This window comes from Luteimonas sp. A482 (assembly GCF_054072655.1).
Genome location: NZ_JBSVRO010000001.1, coordinates 269,680 through 289,986 on the forward strand (window position 1 = coordinate 269,680; position 20,307 = coordinate 289,986).

Genomic DNA, 20,307 nt, shown 5'->3' on the forward strand with positions numbered 1-20,307 from the left:
ATGGAAGGAGTCCCAGGGATGGAAATCCGCGCCCCGATCCGGCCGACCGCAGGTCTGCCGCGCCCCGGCATCCACCTGCCGCTTTACTGGCTGGTATTGGCCTGTCTGCTGCTGTCGGCCTGCAATCCCGACCTGTTGGCCGCCGCGCGCCAGTCGCAACAGCAGGCCGCACTGGAAGAAGCCTTTCCCGATCCGAAGGCGCAGGCGCTGGCAATCGCCGCCGAGCACGGGGATGCGGCCCGGATCAGTCGGCTGATGCGCGACGACAGGGTTGATCCCGACACCATTTTCAGCAGCCCCAAGGGGCGCATCCCGCTGCTGGCCTGGCCGATCATCACCGGCAGTCCGGAAGGTTTGCGCGCGATGCTCGAAGCCGGCGCGGATCCGAACGTGAAAAGGCCCTTCCCCAGCGATCGCGGCGAACGCTACTACCCGAACGCCATGGTCTGGGCCGCCCAGCACAATGACCCCGTTTACCTCGAGATCCTGCTCGATCACGGCGGCGATCCCAACACCCGCAACACCAACGACGAGGCGCTGCTGTTCCACGCCTACATCCACCAGAACCAGTGGCGCAACGTGCAGCTGCTGGTGGAGCGGGGGGCGGATGTGAATGCGCAGGCCTCTGTGAGTACGATCACCAGCAGCTACGCATCCCGCGGCGGCTTCATGATGGTGCATTGGCTGCTGGAGCACGGCGCAGACCCCAGCCTCGACTATGCGTATGACAAGCCGGTGGTGGAGCCCGATTCGCACACGATCGAGGCAATCTTCTGGCATCCGGGAGACCCTGAAGACCCGAGCTGGCAGCGCAAATGCCAGCAGTGGCTGTTGGCATCGGGCTACTCGCGTCCGTCGATGCCGGAACACTACCGCCTCATGCGTGAGCGGCTGGGATTTCAGCACGAAGAATCGGAGATCCCGCTTCTGTGATCCTATCGAATGACAGGGACCGTCATGACAACTCGATATCAGCAGTCCGAGCTCCTTGAAAGGCTCCGCGACAGCGGTGATTCCGCCCTGCAGGAGCGTGCAGACCGTCTCCAGGAGCTGTACCAGGCACGCCAGTACGCCGCCTTGGCGGCTGATGTGTACGACGCGGCCCGTGAGCGTGGGAAAGCACCACATGGCTGGATGCGGGCGAGCGAGAACCCGGAGCTGCTGCGCGCTGCCCTGCCGGCACTTGGTATTTCCGAGAACAGGTTGCGCGGCTTGCTCAAACCGGCAGAGTCAGGATTCCGGGCGGAACTCTATCTTCCCGATCCCGCAGTCCTCCGGCCTGATTGCAAGGCGACCTTGGTATTCAAAGGGTCGACCGGGTCGGTCGTGGACGCCAGTGGCGATCTGAGGGACACCGGGACCGAGGACTTTCTGGGAAACAATTTCCCGCAATCCCTGGGACTCCAAACCGATTACTACGACCGGGCGATGGACCTGGCCTTGGAGCTCAAGCGCGCCGGCCTCGATTTTGGAATCGTTGGCCACAGTCTGGGCGGAGGCCTGGCGTCGGCTGCCTCCGCAGTCACCGGCATGCGTGCGGCGACCTACAACCCGGCTGGCCTCCATCAGGAGACTGTTGCCCGCTTCGCACGCCAGAACGGAGGCATGCCGGCGTACGACACCAACCAGACCGTCACCGCATGGCAAGTCAAAGGCGACCTGCTCAACGATGGCATCCAGGGAGACCTCGCCAACCTCGGCGTGCTGGAGCGCCACCGGTTGGCGGGGCTGCTCTCTGACACGGCTGCGGTGATGCGCAAGGTGCCCGAAGCGAGGCAGATGCTGAACACGCAGCTGATGGCCGGGATCCCGGAATCCTCGCATCCGGCGATCCAGAGCTTCCTCGACCGGCTCGAGAAAGGCGACGGCGCCGCACTGCTGCGCGACCTGCCGCAGGCGGCCGGCGTGCGCAAGCCGCCGCTGGTCGCGATGCAGGCCGGTGAGGCCGGTCCCGTCCCGCGCGACTACGCGGCATCGGTGGGCGAACTGCATCGCCTCGCGGGTCCGCTGCTGAACGTGGTGGCGAGCGCGGCGCGCGGCGCCGACGCCGGAAGCACCGCTGGCCAGGTGGCAGCGTTTGGTGGCCGCATCGCCAACACCGGCCTGGACCTGGCCGGAGACGGCACGGCGTCGGCGCTGGGCCATGCCGGAACCTTTGCCGCGCAGGGCTACCGGCTGGCCGGCGTGACGGTGGAGCACGGCACGCGTGCGATGGGCGAAGTGGCCGCACGCTGGCGCGAGACTGCCGCGGCCACCGAAGCCGGTGCGCATCGCGCGCACGGCTGGCTGCAGGAGCAGTACGCCGGCGCGACGGCATCGGGTTCGCGCGTGCTGGGCGCCGTGGCCGGCCTAGTGTCGCCCCAGTTGCAGCGTGATCTGGAAACCCGGGCCGAGCAGCAGGAAGCACAGGGCCGCGAACTGCTGGCGCAGTCCCGCGCGGAGGCGGCGCAGGCGCTGCAGCAGGGACGCGGCTCCGCTGGCGCGATCCGGCTCGGGGCAGGGTCCATCGGCGCGGCCCTGCATGACGACATCGCGCGCGTCGGTGAGCGCGCACGCGAGCGAGTGGGCGCGGCCGCCACGGGAGTGGACGCGACGCTCGACGGAGTGGGCGACCGCGTAGCGGGCGTCACGTCGCGTGCACCGCTTGCAGGCGCCACGGTGGGCGGAACGACGGGGCTGCTGGTTGGCGCGGCAGTGTCGTATCAACCGGGCACGCCGTGGACCGCGTACAGCGTGCAGGGCACGGTGGAACTCGCCAGGCAGGCAGGGCCGGCGATGCACGAATCGCTGCAGCGCCACGGCATGGCCAGCGCGGTGATCCCGAGCCTGGACGGCGAGATCGCGCGCCAGGAGGAGGCCGCTCGGGCCCTGCTGCGTGCGCAGGAACGCGAGCGCTCCGCCGACGACCGGCAGCTCGCGCCCGCACAGGCCGATCGGCCCTTGCTGTACATGGGCGAGTCGGGGCGCGCGCTGGACCGGTTCATGGACGCAGTGCAGTCGGGCGATGGGGCGCGTATCTCCGCGGCATCCGCGGCGCTGCTGGATACGAAGCAGGCGCAGGACTGGCTGGAGGCGGGGCGGACGCAGCTGGAGGAGCAGCCCTGGGGGCTTGCGCCGGTTGCGGGGCAGGTGGCGGAAGGGAGCCCGGTGGTGGACGCGGCGCTTGCGCGGTAAGCCACCGGTGGGTTGGTTTCTCGATCGCGGCTGAAGCCGCTCCTACAGGGGGGGCGGCGGGAGTGGTGTCAGGCAAGGTGGCGCACTTGGTCCTCAGCGCAGCAATGGTTCCAGTGCCGGCCACACGTGTTCAAGCAGCTTGTGCTGCGCTTCGACGGTGGGATGCAGGTTGTCGTCCTGGTAGGCGCTGCGGTCGAGCGCGATCGGGTCGAGCAGGAATGGCAGCAGGGCGGTATCGAACAGGTCGGCCAGTTCGCGGTAGTTGCGCTCGAAGCCGCGCGTGTAGTCCGCGCCGAGGTTCGGCGGCATGCGCATGCCGACCAGCAGTACCCTGGCCCCGACGTGCTGCGAGGCGCCGATCATGCGCGCCAGGTTGCGCCGTGCCTCGCGCAGCGGCAGGCCGCGCAGGCCGTCGTTTGCGCCCAGCGCGATGACGACCACGTCCGGCTGGTGGCGCAGCACTTCGCCGACGATGCGCGACGAGCCGCCGGCCGTGGTCTCACCGCTGATGCTGGCGTTCACCACGCGCCAGCCGGGCCGCTCGCGCGCCAGCCGCTCGCCCAGCAGTGACACCCAGCCTTCGTGCGCGGCCATGCCGTAGCCGGCCGAGAGCGAATCGCCCATCACCAGCACCGTGCGCGGCTGTTGTGCGCTGTCCGGCGCCTTCGGCTGCGCGAACGCCGGCAGCAGCGCGAGCAGCAGCAGTAAACCGATGGCCCATTGCATCGAACGACGTCCGACCGCATAAGGAGTGCTGGTGCGAGCCGGCATCGAGTCGTGCCGGGACGCCCGCGTCATCGCCCGGAACCTGGCAGGAATGCCGGCCGACCCGCGCTGCGGGCTGTCGAAGGGCAACCCCCGCGCTCGCGGGAAGGATGGCCTGGCCGGTACCGCGAACTGTTGCATCGAAACTCCCTGGCCGTCGTGCGCATCGCGCCTGCGGTCCACGATAACCAAACCGGAATGAACATGGCCGACGCTCCAGCGCCCCACGCCGCCGCCGACCTCGCCGCCCACGCGCTCGCGCCCGCCCTGCGCGTGCAGGACCTGGGCAAGCGCGTGGCGCTGCCTTCCGGCCCGCTGACCATCCTCGACGAGGTCGCCTTTGAAATCGCGCGCGGCGAAGTGGTGGCCATCGTCGGCGCCTCGGGTTCGGGCAAGAGCACCCTGCTGTCGCTGCTGGCCGGGCTGGACACGCCTTCGGCCGGCAGCGTCTCGCTGGACGGCGAGGCGATCTCCGCGCTGGACGAGGATGGGCGCGCGCGGGTACGCGGCGAGAAGGTCGGCTTCGTGTTCCAGAACTTCCAGCTGCTGCCCTCGCTGACCGCGCTGGAGAACGTGATGCTGCCGCTGGAGCTGCGCGGCGATGCCGATGCCGAGGCGCCGGCGCGCGCGATGCTGGGCAAGGTCGGGCTGGGCGAGCGCCTGGACCACTACCCCAGGCAGCTGTCGGGCGGCGAGCAGCAGCGCGTGGCACTGGCGCGCGCGTTCGTGACGAAGCCCTCGCTGCTGTTCGCCGACGAGCCCACCGGCAACCTCGACACGCATACCGGGCAGGCGATCATCGAGCTGCTGTTCGCGATGAATGGCGACGCCGGCACCACCTTGGTGCTGGTGACGCACGACGACCACCTGGCCGCGCGCTGCCACCGCACGCTGCGGCTCGACAGCGGTCGGCTCGTCGCCGACGAACGCGGCTGAGCGGGCGCATGAGGACCCTCACGCTCGCCTGGCGCCAGCTGCGCCGCGACATCAAGGCCGGCGACATCCGCATCCTGTTCGCCGCGCTGGTGCTGGCGGTGGTGGCGGTCACATCGGTGGGTTTCGTCACCGACCGCGCCGGGCGCGCGCTGGCGATGGAGGCCAACCGCCTGCTCGGCGGCGACGCGCTGGTGCGCGGCGATGCGCCGATCACCGGCGCGATCGACGAGGCCGCCAATGCGCCCGGCCTGCAGCGCACGCAGACGGTCGAACTCGACAGCATGATCCGCGTCGGCAGCGGCGCCGACGCGCAGCTGCGGCTGGGCGACCTGCGTGCGCTGGGCGAAGGCTTCCCGCTGCGCGGCAGCTTCCGCATCGCCGATGCCGATGGCACGGAGCGCGATGCCGCCGCGGTGCCAGATTCCGGCACGCTGTGGCTCAGTCGCGCCGGCGCGGACACGCTGGGCGCACGCATCGGCGACAGCGTCGGCATCGGCACGCGCGAGTTGCGTTTGGCCGCGCTGGTGATGCAGGAGCCCGACGCCTCGATCGACTACTTCAACGTCGCGCCCAAGGCCTTCCTCAACCTCGCCGACCTCGCCTCGACCGGACTGGTGCAGGAAGGCAGCCGCATCCGCTACCGGCTGGTGGTGGCCGGCGACGCCGCCGCGGTGGAGCGCTTCACCGCCACGGCAAACACCAACCTGGCCCGCGGCCAGCGCATCGAGACGATCACCGATGCGCGTCCGGAAGTGCGCTCGGCGCTCGATCGTGCCGGCCGCTTCCTGGGCCTCGCCGCGCTGGTTTCGGTGGTGCTGGCGGCCGTTGCGGTCGCGATGGCCGCGCGCCGGCACAGCGAGCGGCATCTGTCGGGCGTGGCTGTGATGCGTTGCCTGGGCGCGCAGCAGCGCACCCTGGTCGGGATTCATGTCGGCGAGCTGCTGCTGCTCGGGCTGATCGCCTGCACCGTCGGAGTGGTGATTTCGTTCGCGCTGCAGTGGTCGGTGGCGGGCTGGCTGGGGCAGACGCTCAAGGTCGATATCCCGCCAGCCAGCGTGTGGCCGGCGCTGCACGGCTACGGCGTGGGCCTGGTGGTGCTGCTGGCCTTCGGTGCGCCGCCGGTGCTGGCGCTGCGGCGCGTGCCGGCGCTGCGGGTGCTGCGTCGCGATCTCGACGGCGCCGAACCTTCGGCATGGATCGTCGCGCTGGCCGGGCTGGGCGGGCTGGCCGCATTGCTGTGGTGGCAGGCCGGATCGGCCACGCTGGCCACCGCGATGCTGGTCGGCATCGCGGCGACGCTGGCGGTGCTGGCGCTGATGGCCTGGGCATTGATCCTCGCGGTACGACGCCTGCGCGGGCGGCTGCGCGGCGCGCTGCGCTACGGGCTGGCCAACGTCAGCCGCCGTGCCGGCACCTCGATCGCGCAGGTCAGCGCGCTGGGGCTGGGCTTGATGGCGCTGCTGCTGCTTACCTTCGTGCGCACCGACCTGCTCGACCGCTGGCAGCTGGCGCTGGCGCAGGATGCGCCCAACCGCTTCGTCATCAACGTGCAGTCCGACCAGATCGGGCCGGTGCGCGAGTTTGTCGCCGCGCGCGGCGTGGCCGAACCGGTGCTGTTCCCGATGGTGCGCGCACGCCTTGTGCAGCACAACGGCAGCGCCGTGAGCGGCGCCGACTACGCCGATCGGACCGGCGATGCCGAAGAAGACCGGCAGTCGCAGCGGCGCGCCGAGCGCGAGTTCAACCTGTCGATGGCCGATGCCCTGCGCGACGACAACAAGGTCACCGCCGGCACGTTCTGGAAGGCCACGCCGGCAACGCCCGAGCTGTCGGTGGAGGAGAACTTCGCCAACGGGCTGGGCTGGAAGATCGGCGACCGCATCGCCTTCGACATCGCCGGCCAGCGCTTCGAAGCGCCGGTCACCAGCCTGCGCAGCGTGGAGTGGGAGAGCTTCCAGCCCAACTTCTTCGTGCTCGCCTCGCCCGGTGCGCTCGACGGTTATCCGGCCAGCCACATCACCGCGCTGCAGGTGCCGCCCGAACAGGCACGCTTCACCGCCGAACTGGTGCAGGCATTCCCCAACCTGTCGGTGATCGACGTCGATGCGGTGCTGGCGCAGGTGCGCTCGACCGCCGACCAGGTCTCGACGGTGGTGCAGGTGGTGTTCTGGTTCTCGCTGCTGGCCGGCGTGCTGGTGCTGCTGGCGGCGGTGAGCGCCAGCCAGGACGAGCGCCTGCTCGAAGGCGGCGTGATGCGCGCGCTGGGCGGCCGCCGCGGCCAGCTGCGCATGGCGCAGGTCTCGGAGTTCGCGGCGATCGGGCTGCTGTCGGGGCTGGTGGCGGCGATCGCGGCATCGATACTGTCGGGCGTGATCGCGGTGCAGGTGTTCGACCTGCCGTGGCGCATGAACTGGATGCTGGCGGTGGTGGGCGGCGCGCTGGGCGTGCTGGTCACCCTGCTGGCGGGGCTGTTCGCCACGCGGCGGGTGCTCGATGCGCCGCCGTCGGCGACACTGCGGGAACTGCAGGGCTAGGCCGGGGAACGATCGATGGATGAAGAGACATTCGAACTCGAAGGCGAATTCGTCGAGCTCAATCAGTTGCTCAAGCTGTGCGGCGTGGTCGACAGCGGCGGCGCGGGCAAGGCGATGGTCGCCAGCGGCGCGGTGCGTGTCGATGGTGCGGTGGAACTGCGCAAGACCTGCAAGATCCGCGCGGGGCAGGTGGTGGAGACCGACGGCCTGCGGATCGTGGTGAGGGACGCCGGCTCGTGACGGTCGGGCGGCTGCGGCGAGCCGCCAGCGCGATCAGGCGTGGGCAGCGGGCGCGATCGGGCTAGGTTGTCATCCCGAGCGCAGCGAGGGATCTGCTCGCGCTGCGTTGCCATGAAGGCAGACCCCTCGCTGCGCTCGGGATGACAGGACACGCGGCAGCCGGGCGCTGCCATCGCGTCCCCGGCCGCTCAGCCTTCCCAGCGGCGCAGCACCAGGCTGGCGTTGGTGCCGCCGAAGCCAAAGCTGTTGGACAGCACCGTCCGCAGCTCGGCGTCGCGGCTTTCGCGTACCAGCGGCAGGTCGGCCGCTTCCGGGTCGACGTTGTCGACGTTGATCGAGCCGGCGATGAAGCCCTGCTGCAGCATCAGCAGGCAGAAGATCGCCTCGTGCACGCTGGTCGCGCCCAGCGAATGGCCGGTGAGCGACTTGGTCGACGAGAACGGTGGCACGGCGTCGCCGAACACCGCGCGCATCGCCCGCAGCTCGGCGACATCGCCGACCGGGGTCGAGGTGCCGTGCGTGTTGACGTAGTCGATGCCGCCATCCAGGCCTTCGATCGCCAGGCGCATGCAGGCGATGGCGCCCTCGCCCGAGGGCGCGACCATGTCCTCGCCGTCGGAGCTGGCGCCAAAGCCCACCAGTTCGCCCAGAATCGTGGCGCCGCGTGCCTGCGCGTGCTCCAGGCTCTCGAGTACCAGCGCGCCGCCGCCGCCGGCGATGACGAAGCCGTCGCGGTCGGCGTCGTAGGCGCGCGATGCGCGCTCAGGGGTGTCGTTGAACCTGGTCGACAGCGCGCCCATGCCGTCGAACAGCATGGCCATGCCCCAGCTGGACTCCTCGCCGCCGCCGGCGAACACCACGTCCTGCAGGCCGGCCTGGATCTGCTGCGCGGCCACGCCGATGCAATGCGCCGAGGTCGCGCAGGCCGACGAAATCGAGTAGTTCAGGCCCTTGATGCCGAACGCCGTGGCCAGGCAGGCCGAGACGGTCGAACTCATCGTGCGGGTCACCTGATACGGGCCGACGCGGCGAATGCCGCGCTCGCGCAGGGTGTCGGCCGATTCGATCTGGTTGGTCGGCGAACCGCCGCCCGAACCCATGATCAGGCCGCTGCGCGGATGCGACACCTGCGCCTCGTCCAGCCCGGACTGCGCGATCGCGTCGCGCAGCGCCAGGTAGGCATAGGCCGCCGCGTCGCCCATGAAGCGGCGCAGCTTGCGGTCGATCAGCGCCTCCAGGTCGACCTGCGGCATGCCAGAGACTTGGCTGCGCAGGCCCTTGTCGGCGAACCCCTGGTCGAAACGGATGCCCGATCGCCCCCCGCGCAGCGCGCTGGTGACGGTATCCAGGTCATTGCCCAGGCACGAGACGATGCCCGCCCCGGTGATCACCACGCGACGTGGGCCCAGCGCCATGCTCATGCCTCGACCTTCCTCTGGAACAGGCCCACGCGCAGGTCGTTGGCCGTGTAGATTTCGGTGCCGTCGCAGTACATGCGCGCGTCGGCGATCGCCAGGATCAGCTTGCGGCGGATCACCCGCTTGATGTCGATCTCGTAGCGCACCAGCTTTGCGTCCGGCCCGACTTCACCCGTGAACTTCACCTCGCCGGCGCCCAGCGCGCGGCCGCGGCCGGGCAGCTTCTGCCAGGTGAGGTAGAAGCCGATCAGCTGCCACATGGCATCCAGGCCGAGGCAGCCGGGCATCACCGGGTCGCCGCTGAAGTGGCACTGGAAGAACCACAGGTCCGGGCGAACGTCGAGTTCGGCCTCGATCCGGCCGAGCCCGTGGGCGCCGCCGTCGTCGTCGATATGGGTGATGCGGTCGAACATCAGCATCGGCGGCAGCGGCAGGCGGCCGCTGCCGGGGCCAAAGAGCGTGCCCTCGCCGGAGGCGATCAGCTGGTCGTAGTTGAAAGAGTCCTTCATCGGGCGGGGTATCGCTCACGCTGCGCGGGACGGTGAAGTATCGCGGAAATGCGCTGCGAACGGCACCCGCAGGGCGGGTCGGATTGTCCGGGGGCCAGGCCTGCGCCCTGCGTGGAGGCGGGGCAATCGCCGCCGGTGCCCGCCGCAGGGGGCTCCGGCGGTGGTCGTCGGCTACTTCGCCCGCCGCGCCAGGTAGTAGGCCGCCAGGTTGCCGGCGCCGGTCGCCGCCAGCAGGATCGCGAACAGGCCGGGCGAGGCGTCTTCCCAGGAGAAGGCCTCGAGCAGGCCGAACCCGACCGCCAGTGCGACCAGGATCACGCCCCAGCGCAGGGAGGCCTGGCGGCGGCGCGTTTCCTCGCCGTCGATGATTGTGCGCAGCATCTCTTCCGAGCCGTTGGACTGGACCATCTGCTTGCGCGCCCGGGCATCGACCACGGCCTTGATCGCCAGGTAGATGCAGATGAACAGGGTGATGGGGATGAAGACTTCGATTTCCATGACGGGGATCCTGTGGTTGGGTGGCGCACGTGTGGTCTCGGCAACAGGGATACGGGCTGCCCCGCCGCGGTTGCAGGCCGCGTGTGCACCCCGCCTTTCCGGCCTTGCAACCGTCCGGGCGGCGGGCGTATCCCTGTTGTCGATGCTCGACTCCCCCCACACCACCGATCCGCTCGCCGCCGACCGGGCCCTGGCCGCGGCCGTGCTCGCCGGCGCGCCCGGCGCGTTCGAACGGCTGGTGCGCGACTACCAGGGCCTGTGCTGGCACGTGATCGACCGCATGGTCCGTCACCCCGACGACACCCGCGAGCTGTGCCAGGAGGCCTTCCTGCGGGTGCACCAGGCGCTGCACCAGTACCGCGGCGAGAGCGCGCTGAAATCGTGGATCGCGCAGGTCGCCTATTCGGTGGCCAGGCGGCACCTGGAGAAAAAGCGCATCCCGATCGCCGAGTCGCCGGCCGGCGATGACGGCCCGTCGCTGGTCGAAAGCGTCGGCGACGGCTTCGATCTGGAGGGCGCGACCGCCGACGAGGAGGTTGTGGGTCTGCTGCACGCGGCGATTGGCCAGCTGCCGCCGCTGCAGCGCACCCTGCTGACGCTGTATCACCTGGAAGAGATGCCGATCGGCGAGATTTCACAGGTGACAGGGATCGCCGAAGGCACGATCAAGAGCCATCTGTTCCGCAGCCGCAGGCAACTGCGCGGCCTGCTGGAGTCGACCATGGGAGTTTTCGCCGCATGAACAAGCATCCATCCCGCCCCGCCGATCCGGCACCTGTCGACGAGCGCGAGTGGCTTGCCCAGGAGCAGGCCCTGTCGATGCCGTCGGGCCGGCGCGCCGATGCCCTGCTGGCGCGCGCCCTGCGCAGCCTGCCGGCGTCGCGGCCACCGCCCGGCTTTGCCGCGGAGGTGGCGCGGCTGGCGGCGGCCGGCCGGCATCAGGCGAGCGCAGTTGATGCGCGGCTGGAGCGGCTTGTGCTCAACGTCCTGCTGGGCCTGCTCGCGCTGGCTTCGATCGGCGCGGCGGCCTGGTACGGCAATCAGTGGTGGGCGCTGGCCAGCCAGGCGCTGGGCGCAGGCGCCGCGCAATGGGCGCTGCTGGGCGCGGCTTGCCTGCTGCTGTCCTGGCTGCCCGAGGCCGCGCGGCGCCTGCACGGCGACCGGCCACCCGAGACCGCCTAGGACCAGCGGGACCCGGTGCGGTTTGTCATTTCGAACGCAGTGAGAAGCGCTTTACAACGGCGAAGCCGGTCAATCTCTGAAAAATCAAGATCATAAGATTTTCTCGCTACGCTCGAAATGACAGTTCTTGTAAGCGTTAGCCCAAATGGCGGCGGCAGTCAGCCGCGCGGGGGCTGTCCCGCCTTCAGTCCACGGTCTGCAATTCCACCTCGAAGCGTCGCGCGTAGTCGCGTTCCTCGCTGACCCGCATCACCTCGGCACGATCGAAATCCGGCGCGCCGTAGACCGCGCACGCCACGCCCGCATCGTTGCGTCCCACTGCCTGCAGCCGGTAGCGGGACTGGCCACTGCCGGTCTCGGGCGGGTAGTGCATCGGCGGCTCGCTGCCGTCGATGTCGAGCTCGCCATTGTCGATAACCCCGCCAACGAACAGTGCACGCATGGCGCCTCCTCCTGTCATGTGCCTGCCCGCAGACTGCGGGCAGGGATGTTCCCGTGCGGTCAAGACCGCGTGTGGCGGGCGTTCCCGCTTGCCCTGCGGTCGGCCCGCTAGAATCGTGCCCCGTCCCGCACCCTGACCGCAATGACCGATCCCGCCCTCGATGCCCTGATGCTGCCCTTTGCCGGCGGACTATTGCCCTGGCCCGGGGACAGCGCGCTGTTCCTGCGTGCCCGTAGCGGGCCGGCCCTGCATGCGCATGCGCCGCGCAGCCTGGTGTGCGAGCAGTCGTTCCGGCCCGAACACGACGCGCTGGAGCGCGCGGGCTTTCCCACCAGGGCGGCGGGAGAGGACAGCTTCCCCCTGGTCCTGCTGCTGCCCCCGCGCCAGCGCGAGGAGGCACGCGCGCTGTTGGCCCACGCGCTGGCCCGCACCGCGCCCGGCGGCAGCATCGTCGCGGCTATGCCCAACGATGCCGGCGCCCGCTCGGGCCAGGCCGACTTCGAGGCCCTGCTGGGCAGCGCCTCGGTGCAGAGCAAGCACAAATGCCGGGTGTTCTGGGCGAAGGTCGACCGGGCCGATTCCGCACTGGCCGCTGCCTGGCGTGGGCTGGACGCGCCGCGGCCGATTCTGGGCGGCCCCCATCTCAGCCGTCCGGGCGTCTTCGCCTGGGACCGGGTCGATCGGGCATCGGCCCTGTTGGCGCGGCACCTGCCGCCGACGCTTGCCGGCCACGGTGCCGACCTGGGTGCGGGCTGGGGCTACCTGTCGGCACAGGTGCTCGAGCGCTGCACGGGCGTGACCGCGCTCGACGTGATCGAGGCCGAGCTGCGTGCGCTGGACTGCGCGAAGGCCAACCTGGCCGCGCATGCGCCGCGTGTCGCGCTGGACTACCTGTGGCGCGACGTCACCGCCGGACTGCCGCACCGCTACGACTTCGTGGTCAGCAATCCACCGTTCCATGCCCTGCGCGGCGAGCCGCGGCCCTCGATCGGCCGGGCCTTCATCGACGCGGCCGCCGACGCCCTGCGGCCCGGCGGCGCGCTGTGGCTGGTGGCCAACCGGCAGCTGCCCTACGAGGAGATCCTCGCGTCCCGGTTCACGCAAGCCCGCGAGGTCGCGCAGGAAGGCGGCTTCAAGGTGATCACGGCGGTGAGGGGGCGATGAGCACAAGCGCGGTGAAGCTGCTCCGGTACCTTGCCAACCTCGGCTACGGCAGTCGCCGCGAGGTGCAGTGGATGTTCGGAGAGGGGCGCGTCACCGACCCCGCCGGCGAGGTGCTGTACGCCGACGACCGGGTCCCGCACGACAGCGTCCGCATCGACGGCGAGCCGCTCGATCCTGCCCCGGGCATGGTGCTGATGCTGCACAAGCCGGTCGGCTGCACCTGCTCGGCGAAGGGCCCCGGCCGCCTGGTCTATGACCTGCTGCCGCCGCGCTTGCGCCTGCGCGACCCGACGCTCTCCACCGTCGGCCGGCTCGACCGCGACACCAGCGGCCTGCTGCTGATGACCGACGACGGCAAGCTGCTGCACCGGATCATTTCGCCGAAGTCGAACCTGGCCAAGACCTACGAGGCCAGGCTGGCCGCGCCGCTGCGCGGCGACGAGGCGGCGCTGTTCGCCAGCGGCACGCTGATGCTGGAGGGGGAAAAGACGCCGCTGCGGCCGGCCATGCTTGAGGTCGTCGACGCCAGCCACGCACGGCTGACGATCACCGAGGGTCGCTACCACCAGGTGCGGCGCATGTTCGCGGCGGTGGGCAACCACGTCGACGCGCTGCACCGCTCGCGCGTCGGCGGGCTGGAGCTTGGCGATCTGGCGGAAGGACAGTGGCGATTGCTCGATGCCGTCGACCTCGCGCGGCTGTTCGGCACGCAGGCATCGTGAGCGCGGTCGAACCGCTGCCGTTCTGGCCCGACGCGGTGGTGTTCGACATGGACGGGCTGATGCTCGACAGCGAGCGCGCGATCACCGACTGCATGGCGCGCGCCGCAGCCGAGGCCGGGCACGTTCTTCCGCAGTCACTGTGGCTAGGGCTGGTGGGCACCGGCGAGGCGGCGTGCCGGGAAATCCTGAGGCAGCGACTGGGCGCCGCTGCGGCCGACGCGATGCTCGCGCATGCCGACACGCTGTACGACGTGGTGGTCGATGCCGGCATGCCGCATCGCCCGGGCATCGTGGAGCTGCTGGACTGGCTGGAGCAGCGCGACGTGCCGCGCGCGGTCGCGACCTCCACCGCGCGGCCGCTGGCCCTGCGCAAGCTGCGACGGGCCGGCCTGCTCGACCGCTTCCACGCGATCTGCACCAGCAGCGACGTCGCCCGGCCCAAGCCGGCGCCGGATGTCTACCTTCTGGCGGCAGCCCAACTTGAGGTCGATCCCGCGCGCTGTCTCGTGCTCGAGGACTCGCCCACCGGCGTGCGTGCCGCGCTGGCGGCAGGGATGATCCCGGTGCAGGTGCCGGACATGGTCGAGCCCGACGATGCCGTGCGCGCGCTGGGCCACCGCATCGTCGCGTCGCTGGCCGACGCGCAGCGCCTGCTGGAAGAAGCCAGTTCACTGATACCCACGCCGGACCGGTAGCGGGCGCGCCTGGCGACCGTGCGGCGAGCGGTCGCGGCTGAAGCCGCGCCTACGGGGTGCCGGGAGGCGCGGCGTTTTCGGGGTCTTCCAGCAGCGCACGCCAGCCTTCGAAGCCCAGCGCGCGCACGCTGGCGATGTTGCGTTCGATGATCGCGTCCGGATCGGGGTAGGCCTCCACCGCGCGGTCCACGCTGGCCTCGCGCAGCAGGTGCAGGATCGGGTACGGCGCGCGGTTGGTCAGGTTCTCGACGTCGTCCGGCGCGCTGTCGGCGAACTGGTAGTCGGGGTGGAAGCTGGCCACCTGCAGCACGCCGTCGAGCTTCAGCGCCTCGACCAGCGCGTCGGCATCGCCGAGGAACTCGTTGTAGGCCAGGAAATCGCCCAGCACCTGTGGATGCACCAGCAGGGTGGTGTCGGTGGCTTCGGCCGGCGTGTCGCGCAGCAGGGCCAGCTCCTCGCCCAGTTGCTCGAGCAGGGCGCGCTCGGTGCTGGCGTCGCTGACCACGATGCGCACCTGGTCCCTGGCGTACACCGCCTTGGCGAAGGGGCACAGGTTCAGGCCGATCACCGCGCGCTCGAGCCAGCGGCGGACCTCGCGCTCGACCTGCGCGGCGTCGGGCGCGGCCTCAGTCACGGAAGTTGTCGAACTGCAGCGGAAGCTCGAAGTCCTCGCCGCGCAGCAGCGCCATCGCGGCCTGCAGGTCGTCGCGCTTCTTGCCGATGACGCGCAGCTTGTCGCCGTTGATCTGGCTGTCGACCTTGAGCTTGGCGTCCTTGAGCTTGCCCTGGATCTTCTTGGCCAGCTCGCGCTCGATGCCCTGGCGCACGGTCACCTTCTGGCGCGCGCCGGCGACGTTGGTGTCGATGTCGCCGAACTCCAGGCAGCGCGCGTCGATCTTCCGCGCGACCAGGCGCGCGCGCAGGATGTCGGTCATCTGCTGCAGCTGGAATTCGCTGGGCGCGGACTGGGTGATCACCGCGTCCTCGCGCTCGAACTTCGCCTCCACGCCCTTGAAGTCGAAGCGGGTGGAGAGCTCGCGGTTGGCCTGGTCGACGGCGTTGATCAGCTCGTGGGTGTCGACTTCGGAAACGATATCGAAGGAGGGCATGGCAATCCGGAATGTGTTGGGGAGTCGGGCATGACCCTTGCTGTCATCCCGAGCGCAGCGAGGGATCTGCTTCGACATGCGACCGGTGCAGATCCCTCGCTGCGCTCGGGATGACACCACGTGGTTGCGTGCCGCGGACGCTAGGTTACCCCACGGTTGCGCCAGCAACGGATGCGCGCGCGCCTGCCAGCCCGTAACGTGTCGCGCTTCCGGCACTGACACCCCTCGACGCGTGACCCCATCCCCCACCATCGCCATCGTCGGCAGCGCCGGCACCTACGGCCGCTGGCTGCGCGGCTTCTTCGAACGGCGCATGGGCCTGCGCGTGCTGGGCCACGACCCCGGCGACCCGGGCAGCGATGCGCCCGAAGTGCTGGTCGAACAGGCCGACGTGCTGCTGTTCGCCACGCCGATCCGGGTGACCGCGGCGGTGATCGACGATTACGTGCGCCGCTCGGCGGGACGCGAGGCCGGCCGCCTGTGGCTGGACGTCACCTCGATCAAGCAGGGCGCGGTCGAGGCGATGTTGCGCTCGCGCGCCGAAGTGGCAGGGCTGCACCCGATGACCGCGCCGCCCAAGGCGCCGACGCTCAAGGGCCGGGTGGTGGTGGTGTGCGAGGCGCGCGTGGAGCGCTGGCGGCCGTGGCTGCAGGGCATGCTGGACGCGCTGGAAGGCGAATGCGTGCGGGCCAGCGCCGAGGGTCACGACCGGATGATGGCGCTGGTGCAGGCGATGGTGCATGCCTCGCACCTGGCACAGGCCGGCGTGCTGGGCGAGTACGCGCAGGAGCTGGGCGGGCTGCAGGCGATCATGCCGTTCCGCTCCGCCTCGTTCGAGCTCGATGCCGCCATCGCCGCGCGGATCCTGTCGCTCAACCCGGCGATCTACGAAGAGATCCAGTTCGGCAACCGGCACGCGGCCGAGATGCTGGACCGGCTGCTGGCGCAGCTGGCGGAACTGCGCGACCTGGTGCGCCAGGGCGACGATGCGGCGCGGGCACGCTTCCGCGAACGCTTCCTGCACAGTCGCGACGTGTTTGGCGAACAGGCCCTGGCCGATGGCAACTACGCCTACGAACGGGTCGGCTACCTGCTGGCCGACCTGGTGACCAGGCGCTACGCCAGCGTGCACCTGCCGCAGGACCGGCCGGGCTCGCTGCGCAGCCTGCTGCACGTGTTCGAGCGCCACGGGGTCAGCCTGGAGTCGATCCATTCCTCGCGCACCCCGGGCGGCGAAGTGCACTTCCGGATCGGCTTCGTCCGCGATACCGATCCGGCCGCCCTGATCGCGGCGGTGGCCGAGATCGACGCCGATGGGCTCGGTCACGTGCTCGAGGCCGGCTGAAAGACACACGGATGCGGCATCATCACGGTTTCCGCCGATAGCGAGACCCCCATGATCCCCGCCTATGCTGCCCAGGCCGCCGGTTCGCCGCTGGCGCCCTTCGCGATCGAGCGCCGCGCGCCCGGCCCGCGCGACGTGCAGATCGACATCCTCTACTGCGGCGTCTGCCATACCGATATCCACCAGGCGCGCGACGAGTGGGGCGGCGCGATCTTCCCGATGGTGCCGGGCCACGAGATCATCGGCCGCGTGTCGGCGGTTGGCGCGCAGGCCGACCGGTACCAGGTCGGCGACGCGGTCGGCGTGGGCTGTTTCATCGACTCCTGCCGCGCCTGCCCGCAGTGCCGCGGCGGCCAGGAGCAGTACTGCGACGAAGGCATGACCGCCACCTACAACTCGCACGAGCGCAGCAGCGGCGCGCCGACCTACGGCGGCTATTCCACCCGCATCGTGGTCGACCAGGACTACGTGCTGCGCATTCCCGATGGCATCCCGCTCGACCGCGCCGCGCCGCTGCTGTGCGCGGGCGTGACCACGTGGTCGCCGCTGCGTCACTTCGGCGTGGTCGCCGGGCACCGGGTGGCGGTGATGGGACTTGGCGGGCTGGGCCACATGGCGGTGAAGCTGGCGGTGGCGATGGGCGCCGAGGTCACCGTGCTGTCCACCAGCGAGTCCAAGCGCGCCGATGCGCTGGCGCTGGGCGCGCAGGATTTCGCCACCACCGGCGATGGCCGCGCGTTCAAGAGCCATGCGCGCCAGTTCGACCTGATCATCGACACGGTCTCGGCGCCGCACGACTACAACGCCTGCCTGAGCCTGCTCAGGGTCGACGGCACCCTGGTGCTGCTGGGCATCCCCGAGCCCTCGCTGGTGTCGGCGTTCCCGCTTGTGTCCAAGCGCCGCCGCATCGCCGGCTCGATGATCGGCAGCATCGCCGAGACCCAGCAGATGCTGGAGTTCTGCGCCGTGCACGGCATCGCGGCGGACATCGAGCTGATCGCCGTGGACCAGGTCAACGAGGCCTACGAGCGCATGCTGCGCGGCGACGTGCGCTACCGCTTCGTGATCGACACGGCCACGCTGCGCGGCTGATGCCGGGGTCCCCCGGCCTGCATCCAGGCAAGGCGGCGGCGTGGATGCTCGCCGCCGGGGTGCTGTTCGCCTTCATGGACGCGGGCATGAAGTGGCTGGCTGCCGACTATCCGCCGTTCCAGGTGGCGGTCCTGCGCAGCATCTCGGCGCTGCCGCTGGTGGTGCTGTGGATCCTGGCGCGCGGCCGTGCCCATACCCTGCTGCGCGTGCACTGGCCGCTGCACCTGCTGCGTGGCGTGATGGGTCTGGTCATGATCGCCGGCTTCGTCTACGGACTGGCGCGGATGCCGCTTTCGACCGCGTACACGATCGTGTTCGTGGCGCCGCTGATGATCACCGCGCTGGCGGTGCCGCTGCTGGGCGAAAAGGTCGGCCCACGCCGCTGGGCCGCGATCGCGGTCGGACTGGCCGGCGTGCTGGTGGTGCTGCGCCCGACCGGTGCGGGAGTTGCCACCACCGCCGGCCTGGTCGTGGTGCTGGCGGCGCTCTGCTATTCGGTCGCCGCGGTCACCGTGCGCAAGCTGGCCTTGCGCGACAGCCCCGAGGCGATGGTGTTCTGGTTCCTGGTGCTGATGGCGGTGTTCGCCGGTGCGATCGCGGCCTTCGACTGGCGGCCGGTGCAGGCCGGCCACCTGTGGGTGATCGCGCTGATCGGGCTGACCGGCGCGCTCGGCCAGGTCGCGCTGACCCATGCCTTCCGCTTCGGCGAGGCCAGCCAGATCGCGCCGCTCGAATATGCCGCGCTGATCTGGGTGGTGCTGATCGACCTGGCCGTGTGGGGGACCCTGCCCGACGCGATGACCTGGCTGGGCGCGGCGATCATCGTTGCCAGCGGCCTGTACCTGATCCGCCGCGAGCGCGTGGTGGGCGCCGCGCACGATCCCGGCACCGCGCAGACCCCGCCGCCCTGATGCCGCGTCCATGCCCCTGCTGCTGATCCCCGCGCTGCTGCTGTGCTTCCTGGCCTTGGTGCTGCTGCTGTGGCCGCTGGGGCTGTGGCAGCGCTATCGCGCCGGCCGTTCGCGCAGGCGGGCGCGGCCGGCCTGGGTGACGTTCAACGCGGCCGGGCTGATGCTGTCGTCGGCGCTGTTGCTGGCGGGCGCGGCGTTTGCCGGGATCTGGATCGAGGGCGCCGCCTGGAACGCCGGCGCCGGCCTGCTGGCGGGGCTGGTGACCGGTGCGGCGGGGCTGTGGCTGGCGCGGTTCGAGGCCGGCAACGGGCAACTGCACTACACCGCCAATGCCTGGCTCGTGCTTGGGTTGACGCTGCTGGTCGCGGCGCGCGTGGCGCTGGCGGCGTGGCAGGCCTGGCATCGCGCCTTTGAAGGCATGCCTGCGCCGGTTCCGTGGCCATGGCTGGCGCAGCCGGCCAGCCTGTGGGCGATGGGCGGGCTGCTGCTCGGCTACCACCTGGCGTTCGCGCTGGGGCTGCGGCGCAAGCTGCGCAGGCTGGGGATGCTGCGGCGGGGCTGAACTTTGCCCGATCCGGTGGTGGTGGAGGGGGCGTTTGCCCGGCCACGTCCGCGGCGGCAACGCCGCACGCCGGAAACGACAACGGACCCTTTCGGGTCCGTTGCCTTGGTGCTGTCACAGGGTTCGCGGGATCAGAAGCGGGCGCCGATACCGAAGCCGACGGTCCACGGGTCGAAGCTGACGTCGCGCTCGACGGTCTGGCCGGCGACCTTCACGTCCGCATCGCCGTCCAGGTAGCGCGCGTCGAGGCGGGCGAACCAGGTCGGGTTGATGTTGATGTCCACGCCGGCGGTGCCGATCGCGCCCTTGGGCGTGGTCATGCTGACGTGTTCACCGCTGCCGATCGACTCGTTGCTGATGTTGGTCTGGTGGTAGCCCAGGCCCAGGAACGGGCGGAAGGTGTTGTCGGCCGCGCCGAAGTGGTACTGGCCGCTCAGCGCGAGCGGCTGCGACTCGACCGTGCCGAGGTTGCCGGCATCGCTGCGCACGCGATGGTTGAACTTGTCGGCCGCGCCCCAGAGCTCGACGCCGATGTTGTCGTTGACGTGCCAGGTGGCGCTCAGGGTCGGGGCGACGTCGCCGCGGACCTCGGCGCCCAGGGGATCGGCATCGGGCTCCAGGATGGTGGCGCTGCCGACCACGGAAAAACGCTTGCCGGATGCGGTGTCGCCATCCTGCGCAAAGGCGGTCGGGGCGACCAGGAGGGCGGTGATGGCGGCGGCAAGGCCGTAAAGACGCATGGACTGCATGGGGGAACTCCTCAGTGGTTGTTGTAAGTGCGCGCCCTTGAGGTGGGCGGCGCCTACCGTAGGCAGCCGGGGATGAACACGCGCCGTTGCACGGGGTGGACGCGCGGGCGTCGTCTGGCTGCTGTTCATCGCGGTGATCGACGCGTCCGCGATGCGCTTCGAAGCCGGATTCCACCGGAAGCGCGCAGCCATGCGCCGCGTGCGCTGCGCTTGCCGGTGCAGGCGCCGCGATGCACAGGCCGGATGTGAACGCCTGAGGC

Annotated in this window: 22 protein-coding genes; 14 read left to right on the plus strand and 8 right to left on the minus strand. The window is 70.5% G+C overall.

Annotated elements, in window-relative coordinates; translation table 11 throughout:
* Positions 1–18 precede the first annotated feature (18 nt).
* Positions 19–933: an ankyrin repeat domain-containing protein gene (locus tag ACW5DW_RS01225; RefSeq protein WP_457016799.1), complete on the plus strand. Its 915-nt coding sequence runs from the start codon at positions 19–21 to the stop codon at positions 931–933.
* A 24-nt stretch (positions 934–957) separates the two neighbouring features.
* A complete protein-coding gene (locus ACW5DW_RS01230; protein WP_457016801.1) occupies positions 958–3,174 on the plus strand; it encodes a hypothetical protein in 2,217 nt (738 codons plus the stop codon).
* A 93-nt stretch (positions 3,175–3,267) separates the two neighbouring features.
* Here ACW5DW_RS01230 and ACW5DW_RS01235 read toward each other — a convergent pair whose 3' ends face one another.
* Positions 3,268–3,900 carry an arylesterase gene (locus ACW5DW_RS01235; RefSeq protein WP_457016803.1) on the minus strand — a complete coding sequence of 211 codons (633 nt, stop codon included), beginning with the start codon at positions 3,898–3,900 and terminating at the stop codon, positions 3,268–3,270.
* A 243-nt stretch (positions 3,901–4,143) separates the two neighbouring features.
* On the opposite strand from ACW5DW_RS01235, the gene ACW5DW_RS01240 reads away from it, so the two are divergent.
* Genes ACW5DW_RS01240 through ACW5DW_RS01250 form a run of 3 tightly spaced genes read left to right on the plus strand, consistent with a single transcriptional unit; the run spans position 4,144 to position 7,649 of the window.
* Positions 4,144–4,875, plus strand: coding sequence for an ABC transporter ATP-binding protein (locus ACW5DW_RS01240; RefSeq protein ID WP_457016804.1), 732 nt, complete (start codon positions 4,144–4,146; stop codon positions 4,873–4,875).
* Between the two features lie 8 nt (positions 4,876–4,883).
* Positions 4,884–7,409: an ABC transporter permease gene (locus tag ACW5DW_RS01245; protein ID WP_457016806.1), complete on the plus strand. Its 2,526-nt coding sequence runs from the start codon at positions 4,884–4,886 to the stop codon at positions 7,407–7,409.
* Between the two features lie 15 nt (positions 7,410–7,424).
* Positions 7,425–7,649 carry an RNA-binding S4 domain-containing protein gene (locus ACW5DW_RS01250; RefSeq protein ID WP_457016808.1) on the plus strand — a complete coding sequence of 75 codons (225 nt, stop codon included), beginning with the start codon at positions 7,425–7,427 and terminating at the stop codon, positions 7,647–7,649.
* A gap of 188 nt (positions 7,650–7,837) precedes the next feature.
* On the opposite strand, the gene fabB is transcribed toward ACW5DW_RS01250, so the two are convergent.
* From fabB to ACW5DW_RS01265, 3 genes are all read right to left on the minus strand, one after another.
* Complete coding sequence (gene fabB / locus ACW5DW_RS01255) at positions 7,838–9,070, minus strand: beta-ketoacyl-ACP synthase I (protein WP_457016810.1); 1,233 nt, start codon at positions 9,068–9,070, stop codon at positions 7,838–7,840.
* Positions 9,067–9,576, minus strand: coding sequence for a 3-hydroxyacyl-[acyl-carrier-protein] dehydratase FabA (gene fabA / locus ACW5DW_RS01260; RefSeq protein WP_457016811.1), 510 nt, complete (start codon positions 9,574–9,576; stop codon positions 9,067–9,069). Before fabA ends, fabB begins: the two co-directional genes overlap by 4 nt.
* A gap of 171 nt (positions 9,577–9,747) precedes the next feature.
* On the minus strand, positions 9,748–10,074 hold the full coding sequence (locus tag ACW5DW_RS01265; protein ID WP_457016813.1) for a DUF6249 domain-containing protein: 327 nt from the start codon (positions 10,072–10,074) through the stop codon (positions 9,748–9,750).
* Between ACW5DW_RS01265 and ACW5DW_RS01270 the strand changes: the two genes are divergently transcribed.
* On the plus strand, positions 10,055–10,816 hold the full coding sequence (locus ACW5DW_RS01270; protein ID WP_457016815.1) for an RNA polymerase sigma factor: 762 nt from the start codon (positions 10,055–10,057) through the stop codon (positions 10,814–10,816). The two genes, ACW5DW_RS01265 and ACW5DW_RS01270, sit on opposite strands and share 20 nt — an antisense overlap.
* Complete coding sequence (locus tag ACW5DW_RS01275) at positions 10,813–11,256, plus strand: hypothetical protein (RefSeq protein WP_457016817.1); 444 nt, start codon at positions 10,813–10,815, stop codon at positions 11,254–11,256. Before ACW5DW_RS01270 ends, ACW5DW_RS01275 begins: the two co-directional genes overlap by 4 nt.
* Before the next feature lie 184 nt (positions 11,257–11,440).
* Here the strand turns inward: ACW5DW_RS01275 and ACW5DW_RS01280 are convergent, their stop codons facing one another.
* A complete protein-coding gene (locus tag ACW5DW_RS01280; protein WP_457016819.1) occupies positions 11,441–11,698 on the minus strand; it encodes a hypothetical protein in 258 nt (85 codons plus the stop codon).
* Positions 11,699–11,830: 132 nt separating this feature from the next.
* Here ACW5DW_RS01280 and ACW5DW_RS01285 point away from each other — a divergent pair, with 132 nt between their 5' ends.
* Genes ACW5DW_RS01285 through ACW5DW_RS01295 form a run of 3 tightly spaced genes read left to right on the plus strand, consistent with a single transcriptional unit; the run spans position 11,831 to position 14,279 of the window.
* Positions 11,831–12,862 (plus strand): class I SAM-dependent methyltransferase, encoded by a 1,032-nt coding sequence (locus ACW5DW_RS01285; protein ID WP_457018368.1) that lies wholly within the window; start codon positions 11,831–11,833, stop codon positions 12,860–12,862.
* Positions 12,863–12,873: 11 nt separating this feature from the next.
* Positions 12,874–13,584, plus strand: coding sequence for a pseudouridine synthase (locus ACW5DW_RS01290; protein ID WP_457018369.1), 711 nt, complete (start codon positions 12,874–12,876; stop codon positions 13,582–13,584).
* Complete coding sequence (locus tag ACW5DW_RS01295; protein WP_457016821.1) at positions 13,581–14,279, plus strand: HAD family hydrolase; 699 nt, start codon at positions 13,581–13,583, stop codon at positions 14,277–14,279. The genes ACW5DW_RS01290 and ACW5DW_RS01295 overlap by 4 nt, the downstream gene beginning before the upstream one ends.
* A gap of 49 nt (positions 14,280–14,328) precedes the next feature.
* Here the strand turns inward: ACW5DW_RS01295 and ACW5DW_RS01300 are convergent, their stop codons facing one another.
* Entirely contained in the window at positions 14,329–14,913 is a 585-nt protein-coding gene (locus tag ACW5DW_RS01300) for a DUF1415 domain-containing protein (RefSeq protein WP_457016823.1), read from the minus strand.
* On the minus strand, positions 14,906–15,388 hold the full coding sequence (locus ACW5DW_RS01305) for a YajQ family cyclic di-GMP-binding protein (protein WP_457016824.1): 483 nt from the start codon (positions 15,386–15,388) through the stop codon (positions 14,906–14,908). The genes ACW5DW_RS01300 and ACW5DW_RS01305 overlap by 8 nt, the downstream gene beginning before the upstream one ends.
* A gap of 232 nt (positions 15,389–15,620) precedes the next feature.
* Between ACW5DW_RS01305 and ACW5DW_RS01310 the strand changes: the two genes are divergently transcribed.
* From ACW5DW_RS01310 to ACW5DW_RS01325, 4 genes are read left to right on the plus strand one after another with little or no spacing between them, the layout of a single operon-like run.
* Entirely contained in the window at positions 15,621–16,733 is a 1,113-nt protein-coding gene (locus tag ACW5DW_RS01310) for a prephenate dehydrogenase (RefSeq protein WP_457016825.1), read from the plus strand.
* 51 nt (positions 16,734–16,784) lie between these two features.
* Entirely contained in the window at positions 16,785–17,825 is a 1,041-nt protein-coding gene (locus ACW5DW_RS01315) for an NAD(P)-dependent alcohol dehydrogenase (RefSeq protein WP_457016826.1), read from the plus strand.
* Entirely contained in the window at positions 17,825–18,736 is a 912-nt protein-coding gene (locus tag ACW5DW_RS01320) for a DMT family transporter (RefSeq protein WP_457016827.1), read from the plus strand. Before ACW5DW_RS01315 ends, ACW5DW_RS01320 begins: the two co-directional genes overlap by 1 nt.
* A gap of 10 nt (positions 18,737–18,746) precedes the next feature.
* Complete coding sequence (locus ACW5DW_RS01325) at positions 18,747–19,298, plus strand: DUF1453 domain-containing protein (RefSeq protein WP_457016829.1); 552 nt, start codon at positions 18,747–18,749, stop codon at positions 19,296–19,298.
* 131 nt (positions 19,299–19,429) lie between these two features.
* Here ACW5DW_RS01325 and ACW5DW_RS01330 read toward each other — a convergent pair whose 3' ends face one another.
* On the minus strand, positions 19,430–20,047 hold the full coding sequence (locus ACW5DW_RS01330; protein ID WP_457016830.1) for an OmpW/AlkL family protein: 618 nt from the start codon (positions 20,045–20,047) through the stop codon (positions 19,430–19,432).
* Positions 20,048–20,307: the final 260 nt, after the last annotated feature.